The 3,152-nt window shown below is 43.2% G+C and carries 4 protein-coding genes; 3 read left to right on the top strand and 1 reads right to left on the bottom strand.

Annotation, left to right across the window (positions count from 1 at the left end; genetic code table 11):
* Both KKA81_04305 and KKA81_04300 read left to right on the top strand, forming a co-directional pair.
* Positions 1–366: efflux RND transporter permease subunit (locus tag KKA81_04305; GenBank protein MBU2650136.1), on the top strand; the 366-nt coding region annotated here is incomplete at its 5' end.
* 114 nt (positions 367–480) lie between these two features.
* On the top strand, positions 481–1,866 hold the full coding sequence (locus KKA81_04300) for a TolC family protein (GenBank protein MBU2650135.1): 1,386 nt from the start codon (positions 481–483) through the stop codon (positions 1,864–1,866).
* Between the two features lie 5 nt (positions 1,867–1,871).
* Here the strand turns inward: KKA81_04300 and KKA81_04295 are convergent, their stop codons facing one another.
* Complete coding sequence (locus tag KKA81_04295) at positions 1,872–2,474, bottom strand: hypothetical protein (GenBank protein MBU2650134.1); 603 nt, start codon at positions 2,472–2,474, stop codon at positions 1,872–1,874.
* A gap of 168 nt (positions 2,475–2,642) precedes the next feature.
* Between KKA81_04295 and KKA81_04290 the strand changes: the two genes are divergently transcribed.
* A partial coding sequence (locus tag KKA81_04290; protein ID MBU2650133.1) for an MBL fold metallo-hydrolase occupies positions 2,643–3,152 on the top strand: 510 nt, incomplete at its 3' end.

Raw genomic sequence — 3,152 nt, 5'->3', positions numbered from 1 at the left:
CTGGTAATCACCGGAAATGTATTTAGCTTTACTGCATTTGTAGGATTAATAGCCCTTGTAGGGATAGTGATCAGAAATGCGCTGATCATTGTTGATCATGCCGATCACCTGGTTAAGGGAGAAAATATATCTCATCACCAGGCTGCGCTGGAATCAGCAAAACGAAGACTCAGACCGATATTTCTGACCACCATGGCAGCTGCAATAGGGGTTGTTCCCATGATTGTGATGAAAGACCCGCTCTGGGCACCGCTTGCCAGTGTTTTTGCGTTTGGGATCGTGATATCGATGATCCTTACTTTACTGGTTATTCCCGTGCTCTACAGCCTTATTATCAAAGATAAAGTAATACTCCGAAATGAATAACAGGATGAAACGAGCATGTTCGCTTAAAACACAAACACAAATAAAAATCCATATGCGAGTTCTCCCGCATTTGGGTGACAAGCTATCCGGCCATGATTTAAAAATTATTTGCGGATGAAATACTTAAGAATCTTCTTTCTTTCTGCCGTATTGCTGGTAACAAGCATCGCTGTTTCCCAGGATACTCTCCTGGTTGATCTGCAGGAAAGCCTGATCATGGCTGAATCCAACAATCGTCTGATCAGGATATTCGAATATAAAATTGATCACGCCCGTAAAAAACTAAGTGAAATGAAAAGTCATTTCTACCCGAGGGTCATATTCGAAGGCACCTTTGCATATAACAGCGATCCGAACATCTATGTAAAAAAAGGGGAAATGAATCATGTTTATGACGATTTGATTGATGTTGGCTGGATTGACGAACTCCTGAAAGAATATTTTCCGCTACCTCCCAAAGATATCACACTACTTTACGGTGACAATTGGTTTTACAAGACCAATCTCGGTCTATATCAACCCATTAGCCAGATTACCACGGTCAATACGGGAAAAAAGGCCGCCCAGGCAGATGTAAGGATCACCGAAACGGAAAAAAGCAATCTGGTTTCCGAAATAAGGCTGGGGGTGATAGAATTATATTACGGTATCCTCCTGGAAAGTAAAAGAGAAGAAGCTGCAAGCATTGAGCTTGAGTACAAAAAACTCCAGTATCAGGATGCCCGAAATGCTGAGAAAGTAGGAGAAATTCTGGCATTGGATACTGAAGCCCTGAATGCCGAATTATTCGAAAAAGAGCAGGAACTGATTCAGATCCGTAACCGTAAGGAATCATACATGTTAACGTTCAGGCAACTGCTTGGACTTGATTACAATACAGTCCCAATACCTGCAACTGTAGCGTTTTTAAGTAAGGAAATGGCCCCACTCGACGATTATATTCATATTGCATCCAACGGCAATTATAAACTACAGATTTCCGGATTAACGCTAGTTAAAGCAGGATATGGTATCGATGCGGCGAAAAAAGGATACATACCCGAGCTTATCGGATTTGCACAATACAATTACAATAAAGGCATTCCTTTGATGGCAGATGATTACCTGCTTGCCGGACTGAACCTTAAATGGACATTGGTAGCCGCAGGAGAAAGGGCTGCTCTCAGAAAACAAAGCAATGCCTTGTATGAAGAAGCGCTGGAAGACCTTGAATATGAAAAGGAGTCGGTGAGAAACGAGGTTGAAAAAACCTACCTCGACCTTATCTATGCAAAAAAACTGCTGGCTACAGCAGGAAAAGCACTGGAAGCCAGACAGGAAGAATTCAGACTGGCGCAAAACGCCCGCAAGGAAGGACTTATCCTGGAATACAAATTATTGGAGGCCAGGGCTGATCTTGCATGGGCTGAATGTGATATACTCGGAGCACGATTAAACTACCAGATATTAATGGCAAGAATGGACAGGCTCACAGGTGAAGACATTTCCCATCCTGAGTAGCATAATTACAGGTTATAATCCAGCGAAAAACATTTCTTTACCCATTCGTACACTGTATTCTCAAAATCATGATCACCGGGATTTTGCGTATCTGCGGCATCCTTCATCCTGAGGCGGAACTCCTTCATTTTTTCGGATACATTATTCTCAGTGCTCAGCCTGCCATTGTCGAAAAGCAGTTCGTAAACCTCCTCGTATTTCCAGGCAGGATGATAACCCATATGAACATAAAGCTCCTGAATAAAACCATCCCCGATCAGTATACCACCGCTAAAGGGCAACTGAAGACCCACATCCTCAAAGTGGTAATCGAAAAATGTGCCAACGCCATCGTCTACCGATGAGGGATAGCGTCCGTTCAGCCTGGGTGGGCGGCGTGAAAACAGCCCCCTTCGTGGAAAATCCTCAAGATTGATATCAAGGGTGTCGAGTACCAGATGCCCGGCATTGACCGCATACCCGGCTACAAAACCCTTCCAGCATGCAGTGCAGGTCGACTTTGGTATGAAACCATGAGGAACGGGATTGAACAATCCCTCGCCGTTTATCCCGGCAATAGAAAATTCCTTTCCCTTATATGAAAAACCATCTGAAAATTGTGCAGTCATTGAAAAGGTATATGATTTAATATATTTGGCTTATCCTGATAAAAACAGCTGAACAATATTATTCAAAATTTCAGCACTACCGACCATTTTATAAAATTCAATACTTTTGAACAATGAACCGGCCGCAGGAATCCTGAAAAATCAGTCTAACCATTAAACATCTATGCAATGAACAGAATCCCTGCCCAAATGATTGTAACCCTGATCTGGATGGCACTCATTCCAGGTCATACCGCACAAGCCCAAATCGATTATGCTTCCTTTATTGAATCCAGGAAGCTCAATGAGAAAACCATCCTGCTTACTTTTGGCTATGATGCCGTGACAGCAATCTCCTCACAACAAGGGATTGTAGTTATTGATGCCGGTATTTCAAACCAGCTCACGGCAAAATTCAGAGAAACCATCGAAAAAGAGTTTTCCGGGAATGATTTCGCCTGTCTGATCAACACGCACTCGCATCATGATCACACGGGCGGCAACCAGGTATTCTCCGATATGCAGATCATTGCCCATGAAAACTGCCCCCGGGAAATGGAGCAAAGCCAGGGCGATCCGGAAAAAGTCAGGCAGAATTTGCTTAAGATCGTCGAGGAATATGAAACAGAACTGGACACACTCGATTACGGTAGCGAAGAATGGAAAAGGGTTTATTACCAGAAAATGAGATATCAGCTT

This window comes from Bacteroidota bacterium (genome assembly GCA_018831055.1).
Lineage (GTDB): Bacteria > Bacteroidota > Bacteroidia > Bacteroidales > B18-G4 > M55B132.
The sequence above is the reverse complement of the archived record's forward strand: the minus strand, read 5'-3'. Positions and strand labels throughout refer to the sequence as shown.

Bases quoted from the DNA above. Each gene is read 5' to 3' on its own strand.
- KKA81_04300 (MBU2650135.1), top strand. From the start codon at position 481: ATGAAATACTTAAGAATCTTCTTTCTTTCTGCCGTATTGCTGGTAACA.
- KKA81_04295 (MBU2650134.1), bottom strand. From the start codon at position 2,474: ATGACTGCACAATTTTCAGATGGTTTTTCATATAAGGGAAAGGAATTT.